The organism is Yersinia sp. 2541 StPb PI (genome assembly GCF_052217145.1).
GTDB classification, from domain to species: domain Bacteria; phylum Pseudomonadota; class Gammaproteobacteria; order Enterobacterales; family Enterobacteriaceae; genus Yersinia; species Yersinia enterocolitica_E.
In genome coordinates this window covers 3,032,533-3,048,722 of record NZ_JAZGQB010000001.1, presented here as the reverse complement: position 1 = coordinate 3,048,722, position 16,190 = coordinate 3,032,533, and the positions used below count along the sequence as shown (strand labels likewise).

The window sequence follows — 16,190 nt, the reverse complement described above, 5'->3', positions numbered from 1 at the left end:
AATATTTACCCAGCGTCATTACACCGATTTATAGAAAGAGGCCCATAATAGAGAGTAATTGTTAGGTAACAGTAGTTGGCGTAACTTATGCGTATTACGTGTGTTATCGGTATACACCCGTCATACTTCAAGCTGCATGTGTATTAGCCGCCTTCCTGCAACTCGAATTATTTAGGGTATAGGTTATCGGTATGAATCCGTGGAGAGCAATTGAAATGAAGAAAGTAGCCATTATTGGGTTGGGCTGGCTGGGGATGCCATTGGCGCAATCATTAATCCGTCGTGGAATACAAGTGGTTGGCAGTAAGACTACGTCAGATGGTGTCGATGCCGCCAGAATGAGCGGAGTTGATTGTTTTCAATTGCAACTGACACCAGAACTGATTTGCTCTCCAGACGATCTGGAGCAACTGATGACCGCTGATGCTTTGGTCATTACCTTACCTGCCAGCCGCACCGCCGAACGTGGGGAACAATATCTTCAGGCGGTACAGATGGTGGTCGATAGCGCATTGGCTTTCGGTATGCCGCGCATTATTTTTACCAGTTCTACCTCGGTGTATGGCGAAACCCGTGGCCGAATCAAAGAGAGTTCACCGCTACAACCGGTGACCACTGCCGGTAAAACGCTGATGGAGCTAGAGCTTTGGTTGCATAAGTTACCCAATACCTCGGTGGATATCTTGCGCCTTGCCGGGCTAGTGGGCACCGATCGCCATCCTGGCCGTTTTCTGGCAGGGAAATGCGGTGTGAAAGGCGGCTCATTGGGGGTTAATCTGGTGCATCAGGAAGATGTTATTTCAGCCATCGAGTTGTTGCTTAAGCTGCCAAGGGGCGGCCATATTTATAATTTGTGTGCACCACACCATCCCGCCAAGCGTGATTTCTATCCTGAGTGCGCGCGAGCATTACAATTGACGCCACCGGAGTTTGCTGCCGAGGATATTGAGGAAGCACCACGTGAGATTGATGGCAGCAAAATTTGTAGCGAGCTGGGGTTTGAGTATCAATATCCAGACCCAAATCGAATGCCTTTGAATTAATTATCTTATCGGCTACTGCGCGTTGTCATACTGAGATTGTGCAGTGCTCGTACTCCCCACATACTGCGTGTATGCTCCGGGTACTGCGCGCTGTACGCACTCAGTCTGACTTAGTTCGCTACGCCTTGAATGTATGAGTCGATAAAACATTCGAAATAAACATCAAATATAAGAGGGCCCCTAGGCGCGGCTCACCCTTTCACTCGCCCTATCACCGCTTTTGATGGATATAGGTCAGCGCCAGCGCCATTGCCAATACCAGCCCTTTGATGATATCCATGGCATAATAAGGTACTGACAGCATCACCAGGCCGTTTTGTAATACACCTAAGATCACCGCGCCAATTAAGGTGCCAAAAGCATTAGGCTTGCCAGAACCGGCCAAAGAGAAACCGATATACGCTGCTGCCACGGCATCCATTAGGTAGCCCCCCCCGGCGTTCACCTGCGACGAGCCGATACGTGATGCCAGCAGAATGCCACCCAGTGCCGCTAACAGGGAAGAGAGCACATAGGCCAGCACCCGATAACGCACGGTACGGATACCCGCTAATCGAGCCGCTTCTGGATTGCCCCCAATTGCATACATGCGCCGGCCATGCTTGGTTAGCGACAGATACAACTGCACTACAATTGTCACCGCCAGCATAATCAGCACAATTACCGGCACTTGGCCCAGCGCTGAAAACATCTCAGGAATGACGCCTTCCGCCATATCGCCGCTGGGTAGCAACATATTTTGCGTGATAGACCCGCCATAACTGTAAGTCATCGCCACGCCCTGAATCACAAATAGACTGGCAAGGGTGGCCAGCATGTCAGGGATCTTCAGTACCACGATCAGAAACGCGTTAAACAGGCCGACTAAGGTACAAATCAGTAGCGTTAAAATAATGGCGCCAGTGGTACCAAAACCGTACCAGACAAATAGCGATACCACGATGGCATTGGCCAACGAAGCGGTGGAACCCACCGACAGATCAAAACCACCAATCGACAGCGAAATCGACACTCCAATGGCAATCACCGTCACGATGGCGATAGAGCGCAAAATATTGATAATATTGTTTGGATCGAGGAAGTTATCCGATGCCAAGCCAAATAACGCGATTAGCGCCACAACGGTGAGTAACATCCCCCATTTGTAGAGAAAATCAAAGAGCTGATGACGCCATGGTTGTGCGTCGGCTAGGGGGATTTCTTTGTTCACTGAGGGGTTCCTCCAGTAGAGAATAGTAATAATGTCTCTTCATCAACATCGGCGGCGTTCAGTTCGGCGACAATACGCCCATCCCACAACACACAGATGCGAGAGCATAAACCGACCAATTCTGAGAATTCACCGGATGCATAAATAATGCCTTTCCCACTCTGGGCTAAAGCGTCAATCAGAGTGAACAGGTCTTGCTTGGCTTTGATGTCGACACCTTTAGTCGGTTCATCAAAAATCAGTACCTGCGCATCACCGCGCAACCACTTGCCGATCGCCACTTTCTGCTGATTGCCTCCCGATAGGCGCGCGAGTTTCTGTTGCGGTGAAGAGGTACGTATCCCAAGACGCTGAATTAACTCTTTGGCCCAATTTAGCTCCTGACGGCGGCTAAAAATACTCCAGCGGGAAAAACTGTCATCGGCCGCCACACTGAGATTCATCGCAATCCCTTCGTGGATAAAAATACCTTCTTTGCGCCGCTCTTCCGGTACCAATGCCAATCCTTGTGCGACAGATTGGTCGGGCGAGCGTGGTTTCCAGGCTTTCCCTTGTAATTCGCCACTGTCGACACGGCTGGGTGTTGCGCCAAACAACGCTTTGCACAGTTCGGTTTTCCCCGCACCGGCTAACCCGGCAATACCCAGAATTTCGCCTTCATGCAGTGTCAGGGAAATATCGCGCAATTTGTGTTGATCATGTAAACCACGTACTGCCAGCAGTGTTTTACGGCTGACCGCCGCTCGTCGAGGGGGGAAGATATCATCCAGCGTATGGCCAAGCATTTTTTCCACAATCTGCTCGCCGCTTAGCTCACCCATGGCATCATGGCTGACACGCCGCCCATCACGTAACACCGTTAATTGATCGCAAATTTCGCGTAATTCATGGATGCGATGTGAAATGAAAACGATTGCCATGCCTTCCGATTGCAAACGGCGGACTACGCGGAACAAACGCGCGCTCTCTTCTTGATCCAGTGGTGCGGTGGGTTCATCTAAAATCAGGAAACGGCATTGGTGGGAAAGGGCGCGGGCTAATAACACCTGTTGTTTCTCTGCCAGCGTGCAGGATTCCAGACGTTGGCGCACATTTAATTTAACATCAAGTTGCCCGAGTAGCGCTTCTGCCTGACGGTAAAGCTGCGGCCAGTTAAACAGATGTCCCTGCTCCGCCAGCGTATCCAGCATAATATTTTCCGCCACAGACAGGGTGGGGATCAGCGCGACATCAACCTCTTGCTGAACCACATGGATACCCTGTTGCTTAGCTTGTCGGGGGGAATGAATATCTACCTGTTGGCCATCAATATAGATCTCACCACGATAGTGACTGTGAGCGCCGGAAAGAATAGCCATCAAGGTTGATTTTCCTGCACCATTAGCACCGACCAGTGCATGGGTGGAACCACCTTCTAGTGTAAAATCAACTTGTTGTAGTGCATGGAATCCAGAAAACGAAATAGAGATATTGCGCATCTCAAGGCGGGAGGAACTGATGCTGGACATAAATTTCTGTGACTGCCCTATAAAGTATTTTGGCGACCTACCCCTTTTTGCTATTCAGAAATAGGCTTACGATTTTTCTCAGGTCAATCAACCGGAGAAACAGGCAGTCAATAATGCTGCTGATAGCTTTCTTTTTTAACACAGTTTCTATTATTCGCAACAAACTAAAGTAGTTAAGGTATATCAAAAAATTATTAAACATTGCTAGCTTACCCCTTAAGATGAGAAAAACAGCGATAAGAACGTAATTTAAAAGGAACGCGCGATGAGCACGAATGCAATCCGGGTACAGGTAGGTCCGGCCAACTATTTTTCTTTTCCGGGTGCTATCGACAAACTGAGTGAGTTCTACCCTCCGGCGGCCCTGGATAAGGCACTGTGGATCTTTGGTGAGCGTGCTTTGGCGGCAGCCAGTGATTACTTGCCCGCTGCGTTCCACGGGCCGCAAGCGGTGCGTGCTGCGTTTTCAACCCATTGCAGTGAGTCTACTGTTGCGGATTTGGTGAAAACAGCGGGCAGTGATCGCCAGGTGGTGATCGGTATCGGCGGTGGGGCAGTATTGGATACCGCGAAAGTGGTGGCACGTAAGCTGGGGTTGCCACTGGTCGCTATCCCGACTATCGCCGCAACCTGCGCCGCCTGGACGCCACTCTCCGTCTGGTATAGCGACGCCGGGCAGGCACTGAATTTTGAAATTTTCAAAGATGCTAATCACTTAGTCTTAGTTGAACCGCGCATCATTTTGCAAGCACCGGTGGAATATCTGCTGGCAGGTATTGGCGATACCTTGGCAAAATGGTACGAAGCCGTGGTACTTAGCCCACAGCCGGAAACTTTATCTCTCACCGTTCGCCTCGGATTACAGGCTGCGTTGGATATTCGTAATGTGCTGCTAAAGCAAAGTGAAGCCGCGTTACGAGCGGTTAAGCAAGTTGAACTGACACAGGACTTTCTGGATGTGGTGGATGCGATTATTGCCGGGGGCGGCATGGTCGGTGGGTTGGGGGAGCGTTATACCCGGGTGGCGGCGGCACATGCAGTGCACAATGGCCTGACTCTGTTGCCCCAAACCGAACATTTTCTGCATGGCACCAAAGTGGCCTATGGGATTTTGGTCCAGACAGCCCTGCTGGAGCAGGATGAGGCATTACAGTCATTGATTGTGGCGTTTAAAAAGTTAGGTTTGCCAACCCATTTAGCGGCGCTGGATGTTGATATTAATGATCGTGATGCTATTGAGCGGGTGATTGGTCGAATTCTGAAGCCGAGTGAATCAATTCATTATCTGCCTATTGCATTGAATTCAGACAAACTGTGGGCGGCAATTGAGCGAGTAGAAATGGCCGCTCAGCGCTGATAGCACGCGGGAATAGCCGTTTAGATCAAACTGTCATAAGAATATTGTTTCAAGTGCTTTAACATCTTGTTTTTTGCTCTCAACTTAGGGCAGAATACGCGCCATGCAATAACCGACGTTTAAACGCGTCGGTTATTTTTTTGCATTCATGTTTTCACAAATCAAGAGGCCGGACAACGATCCGGATAGATAAACAGGTCCGCGAGCGATTATTCACATACTGAAATCGCCGTTATGAGGAAAGAAAGATGGGGCAATTATTCACACTGGCACCGGTGCCCACCGGTATGCGCTGCACATGCAGCGATTATGGCGCAGCAGGTATGGCAAATACCCGTTACTCCGCTCTTATTTCCCCACTTACGTATCCCAGGCAGATACGAAGTTTCCCCGTCACCTCTAACCTGTGCGCTACACTTGCGAATCGGGTTAAAGGTATGGGGAGGCTGAATCATGACGCATAACGCTACTGTTGCAGTCGGTACTAACCAAACGGGTACCAACAACCGCGTCCAACTCAGAAAAACACTGACACTGGTCCAAGTGGTGATGATGGGTCTGGCTTATTTACAGCCGATGACCATTTTCGATACTTTTGGCATTGTTTCCGGTTTGACCGATGGTCATGTCGCGACCTCTTACGCCATTGCGTTGATTGCGGTGCTGTTCACGGCAATCAGCTATGGCAAACTGGTTAAACGCTTCCCGTCTGCGGGGTCGGCGTATACTTACGCCCAGAAATCCATTAGTCCGAATGTTGGCTTTATGGTGGGTTGGTCATCACTGCTGGACTATCTGTTCATGCCGATGATTAATATTCTGTTGGCAAAAATTTACCTCGAAGCGATTTTCCCTGGTGTGCCATCGTGGATTTTTGTTGGCGCGCTGGTCAGCCTGATGACGCTGTTTAACCTGCGTGGCATCAACGTGGTGGCAAACTTGAACTCGGTTATTGTTGTGGTTCAGGTGGCTATCATGGTGGTCTTTATGGGGCTATTGATTCATGGTGTTTATCAGGGCGAAGGTGCGGGCACATTGGTAAGCCCACGCCCGTTCTATTCTGAAAATGCCCATTTGGTGCCGATGATAACTGGGGCCACGATACTGTGCTTCTCATTCCTGGGTTTCGACGGCATCAGTTCATTGTCTGAAGAAACTCCCAATGCCGGTAAAGTGATCCCGAAAGCGATTTTCTTGACGGCATTGATTGGCGGCGTGATCTTTATTGTGGTGTCTTATTTCTTACAGCTCTATTTCCCGGATATTTCGCGCTTCACTGATCCTGATGCGTCACAGCCGGAAATTATGCTGTTTGTTGCTGGCAAATTCTTCCAGTCAGTTATCTTGTGCTTCTCCTGTGTCACGGTATTGGCATCAGGGATGGCGGCACATGCTGGCGTTTCGCGTCTGCTGTATGTGATGGGCCGCGATGGGGTATTCCCAGAAAAAATATTTGGTTACGTACACCCGAAATGGCGGACTCCGGCAATCAACGTACTGTTGGTTGGTGGCGTGGCATTGTCTGCTATTTCCTTTGATCTGGTGACGGCGACCGCATTGATTAACTTCGGTGCGCTGGTGGCCTTTACCTTCGTGAACCTGTCAGTGATTTCACAGTTCTATATCCGTGAACGCCGTAACAAAACGTTTAAGGATCATTTCAGCTACCTGATTCTGCCAATGATTGGTGCAGGAACGGTGGGGGTGCTGTGGATGAATCTGGAAAGCAGTTCAATGACACTGGGACTGGTGTGGGGCGCGATTGGCCTGGCTTATATGGTCTGGAAAACTCGTGCTTTCCGTCAGGCTTTGCCTCAGTTTAATGGCGAACTGGCACAGTAATCGCATTTGATATTGCGCAATTGCTGACTAAAACGGAGCCTGATGGCTCCGTTTTTTATTGGATAATTTGCTGCCACAGCCCTAGCTCACTAAGCCTCTGGCATACTCAAACAGTGCTTTCAGCAGTGCCAGCTTCTCTTTATCATCTTCATACTGGTTATAGAATTGTTCCAGTTGCAGCACGTAGTCCTGCACTCTTTCAGGATTGAGGGCTTCGCGGCGATGTTCCAGCCAACGCTGTTGCTCACTGTCAGTCAGCGTATTGGGGTAATTACGGGCGCGAAAGCGGAAAAATAGCGCTTCCAGCCGTGGATCTTGAAAGGTCAAATCCAGTGCGGGCAGGTTTTGCGGTTCAGTTTGTAAAATGATCTTCATGGTGGCGCGGTCGGCATCGCTGAAGAAGCCATTATACAGTTGTGCATCGACATCATCGGATACCGCAAAAGGTTCGGCTTCGGCGAACAGTGCCACCACTTTTTCACGTACTTGCGGATTTTGCCGCAATAATTGCAAATTTTGCAGGCAATGTTGGCGATCAATGCCCAAACGATCAGCATTTTCCGGTAATAAAGTTTTAGCGGGAGCCAGTACCGGGCATTTATTGATGTGCACCAGTTTCAGTGGCACCGCTGCATCTTGTGCATTGAGTTTGTCGCGGCGGGTATATAGACGCTCGCGCAGTGTATCGCTATCCAACGCCAGCAATGGCGACATATCACCGGCCAGGTCACACATAATCACCGCATTTTTATTCTCAGGATGCCATGCCAGCGGCGCAACCCAACTGGTATTGCCTCGTGCCGCGCCAAACATGCCGGAGACATGAACCAACGGCGTCATCTCCGCGATATCAATCAGTGCGTTTATTTTATGCTTACTGCGGTGTTGATATAAATAGTCGAATAGACGGGGTTGCGCCTGTTTGACCAATTTCGCCATCGCGATGGTGGCATGCACATCTGACATCGCATCATGGGCATGCAAATGCTCAACACCATTGGCTTTGGTCAGATGCTCAAGCTTGAAACTCGGCAGGCCATCTTCATTTTCCGGCCAGACAATACCTTCTGGGCGCAGGGCATAACACGCCCGCATCACATCTAACAGATCCCAGCGGGAATTCCCTCCTTGCCAGCTATAGGCATAGGGATCGTAAAAATTGCGGTAGAAAATATTGCGACTGACTTCATCATCAAAACGAATATTGTTGTAACCGAGGATACAAGTGCCCGGCACATTGAAAGCCTGATGGATTTGGCGGGCAAATTCCGCCTCATTCACGCCATTGGCTAAGGCATGCTGTGGCGTGATACCGGTTATCATCACAGCCTCTGGCTGTGGCAGATAGTCATCGGCGGGAGCACAGTAAATGACCAATGGCTCTTCGATAATATTGAAATCCAAATCGGTGCGCACCCCGGCAAACTGGGCCGGCCGGTCCAATGCCGGACGCTGACCAAAGGTCTCGTAATCGTGAATGTAGAAAGTAGGTTGCTTATTTTTATCTGACATTATTCGGTTTAACCCTTTTTACTATGGTCATTCTTTAGTGATGGGCCACCGTTTTGGTGGTAAGCCGCAGTGACCAATAACGTTAGTGTTAGAATATCATTTCAGGTGCGCCGAGACGTCAGGATTTATTTCGACATACTTATGTTTTGCCAGAAACATGTCGATCTAATTAGTATTTACCTACCGTTTACTCAGCTATTCATACAATTCGCCTACTAAATGACACGGTAGGACTCATGGTGAAAAAACTTCTGCTAACCGGCGCAACAGGGTTTCTGGGCGGGGCAGTGCTTGAAAAGTTATTGTTGGCAGACGCCGATTTTAATTATTTATTATTAGTACGGGCGACTACGCCGGAACAGGGGCTAAACCGTATCCGTGAAAATCTGGCGAAATTTTATCTCCCCAGTCAGCGGCTGAATAAAATAAATATCAACCATATTTTATTAGGCGATTTGGCAGAGCCGGATAGCTTTATTAATGACCCACGTATTGATGATGTGACCCATGTTATTAACTGTGCTGCTGTCGCGTCATTTGGTAATAATCCCTTAATCTGGAAAGTAAATGTAGACGGCACTCTGGCATTTGGCAAAAGAATGGCAAATGTAGTGGGTTTACAGCGCTTTATCCACGTGGGTACCGCCATGTCGTGCACACCAGATGCCGGAACGGTGGTTAGCGAGCAAGTATTATCAGCGCAAGATGATGCGCATTTAGTGGAATATACCAAGTCCAAATCAGCTATTGAGCGATTGTTGGCAGAGCAATGCCCGAATTTACCGCTGGTATTAGCCCGGCCATCGATTGTCGTTGGGCATACCCGTTTGGGGTGTCAGCCCTCTAGCAGTATTTTCTGGGTATTTCGCATGGCATTAATGCTGCGTAAGTTTATGTGCTCATTGGATGACTATATCGACGTTATCCCGGTCGATTATTGTGCGGATGCTCTGTTGTGTATTTTGTTCCATCCCCACTTGACCGAAAATATTTATCATATTTCTGCCGGAGAAAAAGACAGCGTCAGTTTTGCCGAAATTGATCAAGCCATGTCCTCGGCGGCACGGCAAAAACCGATGGGTACAGATTATTGCCAGGTAGACTACGGTGCTTTGGTGCAGATGCGTAACCAACTAAAAAGCATTTTCGGCCCCTGCAATGAGCGCTTAATGTTGAAAGCCATGCGTTTATATGGCTCTTTTGCCGTGTTAAATGTGCGGTTCAGTAATGAACGCCTGCTCAGTTTGGGTATGGCAAGATCACCACGCTTCACCGATTATATTGCCTGTTGTGTGGAGTCCAGCTATGGAATAACTATCCAGCAACAAATGGCGGTTGATTTTAAGTAAGCATCTCTCCCCGCGTGACGACAGACTGCGGGGAATAACTTTTCCCGTTTATGTCTCGTCACTGATTATTCGCTACTCTTAGGTTTTAGTGTTTTATTGGACGTAGGTATATTGTGCGCTTGAATAAAAAAATCTCGCCACTGGATAACTTGATTTATAGTCACTATCGCCTTACGCATGCTTTGCGAATTACGCTGGCATTTATCTTAACTTTCCTGATTATTCGCTTATTGGCCATCCCAGAAGGCACCTGGCCGTTGATCACGCTGGTCGTGGTTATGGGGCCGATATCTTACTGGGGAAATGTGTTATCCCGAGCGATGCAACGTATTGGCGGCACGGTGTTTGGCGCGATATCTGGCCTGATTGCCCTCTATCTTGAATCCTATTCGCTGACGTTCATGCTGGTCTGGTGCGGGGTTATCATGTTTCTGTGCGGCTATTTGACGTTGGGTAAACGGCCCTATATGGCACTCTTGATTGGTATCACGCTGGCGGTAGTTTGTGGATCTGCGCCGGGTGATATGAATACCGCACTGTGGCGTAGTGGCGATGTTATTTTTGGCTCCCTGCTGGCGTTAGTCTTTACCAGTGTTTACCCACAACGCGCCTTTACGCATTGGCGCATGCAGATGAGCGATAATCTGCGTGCTATCAGCCAGGTCTATGCCGCTTACCTGTCACCGAATGTGGTCGAACGCCCACGATTAGAACCTAAATTGAAAACCGTCCTGAGTCAGTCGGTTAAAATGCGCACTTTTATTGCTCCTGCCAGTAAAGAATCCCATATTAATAAAGATGTTTTTGAAGCCATCCAAACATTGAGCCGGAATTTAATATGCACACTGGAATTGCTGGTGGATGCTTACTGGTCGTCACGTGAAAGCCATTTTATTATGCTTAATGCTAAAGGGTTACGCAGCACCCAACTGATGACTATTCGCACTCTGAATACGTTGAGTGACAGTTTGCGTGATGGCTCACCAGCACGTGAGCGAGAGGTTGCCGCCGAGTTAAGTGAAATTGCGGCCGAACTGAAATCATTGATGCTGGCGGTAACGCAGGGGCAGCAGGTAGAAACGCCCATTTATGGCTATGTTTGGCTGAGTATGGAGCTAACCAAACAGCTTGAGGAACTCGACGATCTGATTAATATGACGTTGCGCAGGTGATCTCTCGCCGCTAAAGGCAGATGAAATTTCTGTCTGGCGGGTAAAGCAGGTAAGATAAGCCAATGAATCTTGTCACCAGGTACGACAAAGCGGTATGGTGCAGGTAGCCTGGTCACCAGCAATTGAATTTGTGTAAAACTTAAGTGAAGGTGTAAAAATGGATAATGCAATTAAGCCGACTTTCCAGGACGTTTTGGAGTTTGTGCGTATGTTTCGTCGCAAAAACAAGTTGCAGCGTGAAATCGTTGATAACGAAAAGAAAATCCGTGATAACCAAAAACGCGTTCTGTTGCTCGATAACCTGAGTGATTACATCAAGCCAGGGATGAGTATTGAAGAAATTCAGGCCATTATCGCGGACATGCGTACTGCTTATGAAGATCGTGTTGATGATTACACCATCAAAAATGCCGATCTGTCTAAAGAACGTCGTGAATTGTCGAAAAAACTGAAAGCGATGGGCGAAGTTAAGTAACTTCACCACGGTTTAATAGCTTATTTTAACGCTATTAAGAGAAAGGCTGGCATCAATTGCCAGCCTTTTCTTTTGGCTAAAATGGCCCTAACTTGACGGTTTGTTCTGCCGCAAGAAACTAAACGCTGGGATTTTCGCACCTTTGACAAAGATAAACGCCAGCAGTAACGAGCCCCACAGCGCCATAGTGATATAACTACTGACACCCATGATATTCAGCCCGCTTTCCAGCATTTGCAGCAGGAACAGCGCCAGTACAATGCCGAAAACTTTGCCAAATCCACCATCGGGATTTACCCCACCCAGTACGGTTGCCAAAATTGTGATAAGTAACAGCGACTCACCGTAGGATGCTTTGGCTGAGTTCAGTTTTGACATCATTAATAAGGCCGCTACCGCACACAGTAAAGATGAAATTACATACACCCAAACCAGTGTGCGGCGCGTGTTAATCCCAGAGAAGAAGGTGGCTTTCTCATTAGAACCGGACAAATAGATTTGGCGGCCCAATGGCGTTTTAGCCAGAATCAGCCAGATGGTCAGTGCTACCGCGACGAACAGATAAAGTGGCACTGGCACACCGAGAAAGTTGCTGCGATCCAGTGCCAGTACATAGTTCGGGAAGTTTGAGATAGCCGAACCTTTGGAGATAAGTACATTCACGCCTTTGAGCAACGTCATGATGCCCAGAGTGGCCAGAATAGGGGATACTCGTACCACCGAGATAAGTATCCCGTTGATAAGCCCCACAACCAATGCCACCGAGGCACCCGCCAGTAACATCAACATCATTGAACTAAAGGTTGGCGCAAGATGGGTACAAACCCATGCCATCACCAGGGCACTGGCATTCGCGGTAGCAATAATCGATAAGTTAATCCCACCGGTCAGCATAGTAATCGCCATTGCCAGAGTTAATACCCCCGCGACAGGGATTTGCGAAGCGATGGATTGGAAGTTAGCCGCCGACCAAAATACCCGTGGAATAAATAGGCTGAATCCTACGCCGACCAGCACCAGCAGGGCAACCAGCCAGCGTTCGGTATGATCACGTTGCGTTGTTTTCGACATGGTTATATCCCTACCTTATGGCGTTGGCCCCAGGCCGTCACACTGATACTGATGACAATTACCAGCCCGATAACCACGGTATGCCAGTACGACGAAATACTCAGTAAATTCAAACCATTTTGTAATATTGCCAGCAAAATCACCCCCAGCAAGGTACCGGTAAGTGTTCCACGGCCACCCACAATACTGGTACCGCCGAGCACCACGGCTGCCAGCACTGTAAGCTCATAGCCCAGTAATGAATCAGGCGCTACGGTTAATACGGTATAAGACTGTACTACGCCGGCGATGCCGGACAAAAAGCCCATATAGCCATACACGAACAGTTGCAGTTTGAGAATACTGAACCCCATGCGTGACGCCGCTTCCTGATTGCCCCCTAAGGCATAGATTTGCCTGCCAATACTGGTGCGGGTCATCAGTAGAGCGGTAACAATAATGGTAATTAGCAGCGTTAGAATAGGGAGCGACAGGCCGTAGTCATAACCATCGGCAGCGGTAAAGGCGAACAGCATTGGCCCGTGTTCAAACCATTCAGGGTAGCTATACAGCCAAACACCACGGCTGAGATACAACAGTAAGCCATAGAAAATATTCAGTGTGGAAATGGTGATAATGATCGACGGTACGCGTAAGCGGTTAACCAGCAGGGCATTAACCAAGCCCAAAAGTAGGCCGATACCACCAGCCAGCGCAAAAGCTACCGGGAAGTTGCCACCAAACTTCACAATTAATGTCACCATGACATATTGCGAAATAATGGTCATCGCCGGGAATGAAATATCAATACCGCCAGAAATCAATACGATAAATAAGCCACAGGCCAAAATGGTTAACATGGCATAGTTATTTATCAGATCATAAATATTGGCAAGGGTCAGAAAATCCGGGCTGGTGAACGCAAGATAAGTCGAAATAAGCAAAATAGTGAATGCCAGCATCACTTCATGGCGTTTTAGTTGTTCTTTATTGAATAAACCTGTTTTACCTACCGCAGATTTATTAACTGCATGGGGGTTAGCCATTTACTACCTCCGCAATGGCTGCTTCGCTACTGTTACCCGGTAAAAACTCTTGTACCAGTCGCCCGGCCCGCATGACTAAAATACGGTGGCTATTGAAATAAGCTTCATCAATTTCATCGCAGACCATTAACACTGCGATACCGCGAGCTGCCAATGCATTGATAATATTATAGATACCGGCTTTGTTAGCGATATCCACACCTACGGTGGGGGAGTCAAGGATCAAAATTTGCGGATCGGTTGCCAGCCATTTAGCGATAGCAATGCGCTGCGCATTGCCGCCAGACAGCGTATTGACTGGAAGGTCGCTGTTGCCGATTTTGATCGACAGGTGTTTCACCATATCCTCGACCAGCGTATCGACCCGCTCACTACGCATCAGATGGAACACGTTTTTCAGGCGATGCAGAACAGTGGCACTGATATTGTCACGAATGGATTGTTCCATAATCAGCCCGGTGCTCATTCGGTCTTCTGACACATAACCGACCCCCGCCGCAATAGCATCACGATTACTGCTGAAATACATCGGTTTATCGTTAATTCGGATGGTGCCTGACTCCGGCGAGGTCAAACCGAATAAACTAAGACACAGTTCAGTGCGGCCAGAACCGAGCAGGCCCACCAACGAGACAATTTCCCCCGGATGCAGCGTCAATGAGATGTTGTGATATTCATTACTACGGCAAAGCTCCTCCACGGCCAGCACCGGCGGGTGGGCGGCACTGTAGGGCGGTAGCACCTGAAAATCAAATTTCATGCCGGTCATCAGCCACGCCAGTCGCTGGTTGTCCACTTCGGTGGCCGGGTAAGTGCCAACCCAATCACCATCCTTTAGCACCGTGATGCGGTCTGAAATCTCCAACACTTCACTTAATCGGTGGCTGACAAAGACTACGCAGATATTACGTGATTTCAGTTCATGTACCACCCGCAGCAAGCCATTAACTTCTTGTCGGGTGAGGGAGGCGGTAGGCTCATCCATCACAATCAACCGGGCATCCTGTGCCAAGGCACGGCAAATAGCCACCAGTTGCTTCTGGGCGATGGGCAAATTCTCAACCAGTTCATCCAGATTGAGATGCGCATCAATGCTGCTGATCACCTGCTCAGCCGTGGCGCGCATCTGGCGTTTGTCCACCCACAGGTGATGGTGATAATGGTTCATGGCGATATTCTCAGCCACCGTCAGGTTCGGGAATAACGACAAATCCTGATAAATTACCTGAATCCCTAAGCGAACGGATTCAATCGGGGTCAGGCTTGAGTAAGTTTTGCCATCAATGGTAATCGTGGCATCAGCATCGGGCTGATAGACACCGGAAATAATCTTGATCAGGGTGGATTTGCCACACCCGTTTTGCCCTGCAAGACAATGTACTTCACCGGGTAACAGGGTCATAGCCACTTTATTTAGCGCTTTGACGCCATAAAAGGTCTTACTAACATTTTCCAGGGTAATAAATGGCTGCATATATCCTGTGTCCTTTTGATTCTTAATTAATTAATTGCGGAACCAGACAGGGCGTCCGGCTCCGCAATAACTTAGTGAATCAATACAGCGAATCCACGTTGTCTTTGGTTACCCGTAATACATTGTGGAACTGGATCAGATGCTTATCTTGGTCAACTTCAGCTTTACCCACGCCAGGAATTTCCATACCTGACTCAATTTTTTCACCTTTCAGCACTTTATCCGCCACTGCGGTCAGTGCATAACCGGCAGAACCTGGGTCATAGGTCACGCCCATTGCGATATCACCGCTTTTAATCAAGGATGCAGCCTGTGAAGGGATCATCATACCGAACACATGGACGTTGTTTTTCGCACGTTTCTCTTTCACGGCACGGCCAGCACCGATCGGACCTTGCGAACCGAAGGCGACAATACCTTTCAGGTCACTGTGCGCTTTCATTAAATCGAGCGTGGTACGGCGTGAATCATCAATACTCTCGGCAACAGGCATGCGGCTGGTCACCTCAAACATATCGGGGTAGTGCTCTTTCTGATATTTAACAAACAGATCGGCCCACAGGTTATGCTGTGGTACCGTCAGGCTGCCGACATAAATCACATAGCCACCTTTACCACCCATGGCTTTTGCCATCTCTTCTACGTTATCTGCGGCAAATTTGGCGTTATCGATGATTTCGATATCCCAGTTGGCGCTGGGTTGCCCTGGAGATTCGTTGGTTAACACCACAATACCGGCCTCACGGGCTTTCTTGAATACCGGTTCCAGTACATCGGCATCGTTGGGCACAATACTGATAGCACTAACTTTTTTCGCGATTAAGTCTTCGATAATTTTAACCTGTTGCGGGGCATCGGTACTGGAAGGGCCGATTTGATAGGCTTTGATAGCCAGATCTTTACCGGCGCGATCCACACCTTCGCCCATGCGGTTAAACCACGGCATACCGGCGATTTTTGAGATATTAACCACTTCGACTTCCTGCGCCAGTGCACTGCCCGAGCACACCATCATGCTGAACAGACTGGCTGCCAACAGGGTTTTCACACTCAATTTTTTCATTTAAGGCTCCCGGAACTCATGTAGGTTGAGGTAATTGTTATTTAAGGTATTGGTGCAATAATCAGCATGCTGTATTACATGAATTTTAT

Annotated in this window: 14 protein-coding genes; 7 read left to right on the top strand and 7 right to left on the bottom strand. The window is 48.6% G+C overall.

Going from position 1 to position 16,190, the window contains the following annotated elements; all coding sequences use genetic code 11:
• Positions 1–215: 215 nt before the first annotated feature.
• Positions 216–1,043 carry an SDR family oxidoreductase gene (locus tag V1953_RS13745; RefSeq protein ID WP_083159329.1) on the top strand — a complete coding sequence of 276 codons (828 nt, stop codon included), beginning with the start codon at positions 216–218 and terminating at the stop codon, positions 1,041–1,043.
• 211 nt (positions 1,044–1,254) lie between these two features.
• On the opposite strand, the gene V1953_RS13740 is transcribed toward V1953_RS13745, so the two are convergent.
• Positions 1,255–2,253, bottom strand: a complete 999-nt coding sequence (locus tag V1953_RS13740; RefSeq protein WP_050072904.1) for an ABC transporter permease — start codon at positions 2,251–2,253, stop codon at positions 1,255–1,257.
• Positions 2,250–3,761 carry a sugar ABC transporter ATP-binding protein gene (locus V1953_RS13735; RefSeq protein ID WP_442847960.1) on the bottom strand — a complete coding sequence of 504 codons (1,512 nt, stop codon included), beginning with the start codon at positions 3,759–3,761 and terminating at the stop codon, positions 2,250–2,252. Before V1953_RS13735 ends, V1953_RS13740 begins: the two co-directional genes overlap by 4 nt.
• A gap of 265 nt (positions 3,762–4,026) precedes the next feature.
• Between V1953_RS13735 and V1953_RS13730 the strand changes: the two genes are divergently transcribed.
• From V1953_RS13730 to V1953_RS13720, 3 genes are all read left to right on the top strand, one after another.
• Entirely contained in the window at positions 4,027–5,118 is a 1,092-nt protein-coding gene (locus tag V1953_RS13730; protein ID WP_372568920.1) for an oxidoreductase, read from the top strand.
• A gap of 248 nt (positions 5,119–5,366) precedes the next feature.
• Positions 5,367–5,582 carry a hypothetical protein gene (locus V1953_RS13725; RefSeq protein ID WP_032906857.1) on the top strand — a complete coding sequence of 72 codons (216 nt, stop codon included), beginning with the start codon at positions 5,367–5,369 and terminating at the stop codon, positions 5,580–5,582.
• On the top strand, positions 5,572–6,960 hold the full coding sequence (locus tag V1953_RS13720; RefSeq protein ID WP_083159326.1) for an APC family permease: 1,389 nt from the start codon (positions 5,572–5,574) through the stop codon (positions 6,958–6,960). The genes V1953_RS13725 and V1953_RS13720 overlap by 11 nt, the downstream gene beginning before the upstream one ends.
• A gap of 81 nt (positions 6,961–7,041) precedes the next feature.
• On the opposite strand, the gene sbcB is transcribed toward V1953_RS13720, so the two are convergent.
• A complete protein-coding gene (sbcB, locus tag V1953_RS13715; RefSeq protein WP_442851051.1) occupies positions 7,042–8,472 on the bottom strand; it encodes an exodeoxyribonuclease I in 1,431 nt (476 codons plus the stop codon).
• A gap of 239 nt (positions 8,473–8,711) precedes the next feature.
• Here sbcB and V1953_RS13710 point away from each other — a divergent pair, with 239 nt between their 5' ends.
• The 3 genes from V1953_RS13710 to tmaR all read left to right on the top strand — a co-directional run bounded on the left by V1953_RS13710 (position 8,712) and on the right by tmaR (position 11,468).
• A complete protein-coding gene (locus V1953_RS13710) occupies positions 8,712–9,821 on the top strand; it encodes an SDR family oxidoreductase (protein WP_083163758.1) in 1,110 nt (369 codons plus the stop codon).
• Positions 9,822–9,934: 113 nt separating this feature from the next.
• Positions 9,935–10,993: an FUSC family protein gene (locus V1953_RS13705; RefSeq protein WP_083159287.1), complete on the top strand. Its 1,059-nt coding sequence runs from the start codon at positions 9,935–9,937 to the stop codon at positions 10,991–10,993.
• Positions 10,994–11,150: 157 nt separating this feature from the next.
• Positions 11,151–11,468 (top strand): PTS system regulator TmaR, encoded by a 318-nt coding sequence (gene tmaR, locus V1953_RS13700; RefSeq protein WP_005187773.1) that lies wholly within the window; start codon positions 11,151–11,153, stop codon positions 11,466–11,468.
• Between the two features lie 87 nt (positions 11,469–11,555).
• On the opposite strand, the gene V1953_RS13695 is transcribed toward tmaR, so the two are convergent.
• The 4 genes from V1953_RS13695 to V1953_RS13680 form a co-directional block, all read right to left on the bottom strand.
• Positions 11,556–12,539, bottom strand: coding sequence for an ABC transporter permease (locus tag V1953_RS13695; protein ID WP_442851050.1), 984 nt, complete (start codon positions 12,537–12,539; stop codon positions 11,556–11,558).
• A 2-nt stretch (positions 12,540–12,541) separates the two neighbouring features.
• Positions 12,542–13,564 carry an ABC transporter permease gene (locus tag V1953_RS13690; RefSeq protein ID WP_083159285.1) on the bottom strand — a complete coding sequence of 341 codons (1,023 nt, stop codon included), beginning with the start codon at positions 13,562–13,564 and terminating at the stop codon, positions 12,542–12,544.
• Positions 13,557–15,038: a sugar ABC transporter ATP-binding protein gene (locus V1953_RS13685; RefSeq protein ID WP_193784681.1), complete on the bottom strand. Its 1,482-nt coding sequence runs from the start codon at positions 15,036–15,038 to the stop codon at positions 13,557–13,559. The genes V1953_RS13690 and V1953_RS13685 overlap by 8 nt, the downstream gene beginning before the upstream one ends.
• Before the next feature lie 79 nt (positions 15,039–15,117).
• The gene (locus tag V1953_RS13680; RefSeq protein WP_227746594.1) at positions 15,118–16,053 is read right to left on the bottom strand and encodes an autoinducer 2 ABC transporter substrate-binding protein; all 936 of its coding nucleotides are present in this window, start codon (positions 16,051–16,053) and stop codon (positions 15,118–15,120) included.
• Between the last annotated feature and the right edge of the window lie 137 nt (positions 16,054–16,190).